This window comes from Paraburkholderia sp. SIMBA_054 (genome assembly GCF_046534875.1).
Lineage (GTDB): Bacteria > Pseudomonadota > Gammaproteobacteria > Burkholderiales > Burkholderiaceae > Paraburkholderia > Paraburkholderia hospita.
On the sequence record NZ_JAWRXV010001198.1, the window covers coordinates 1 to 255 of the forward strand.

Below are 255 nucleotides of genomic sequence, written 5' to 3' on the forward strand. Positions count from 1 at the left end.
GCGCCGGGACGGGCGTCTTGCCGATATAGCGCACGGGCACGCCTTCCATAGCCGTCGTATAGTCGCGCAGCTTGATGAAGTTGCCGACAGGACAGCCGCCACAATAGCCACGATAGGCGCCACCTCCGCGTGGCAGCAGTGCTGCGCGCTTCTGGCCGAAAAGGTGGCTCACGGCCCGGTCGAAAATGTCCTGATGGGTGAGGAAGGTAACGGTTTTCATGGTTGGTCTCGCGATGCTGCGCGGTGGTTACTCGT

General features: G+C 62.0%; 1 pseudogene. It reads right to left on the bottom strand.

The features are described from left to right. Positions 1-220, bottom strand: a pseudogene (locus tag SB822_RS58925) (hypothetical protein); the annotation flags it as partial. Between the last annotated feature and the right edge of the window lie 35 nt (positions 221-255).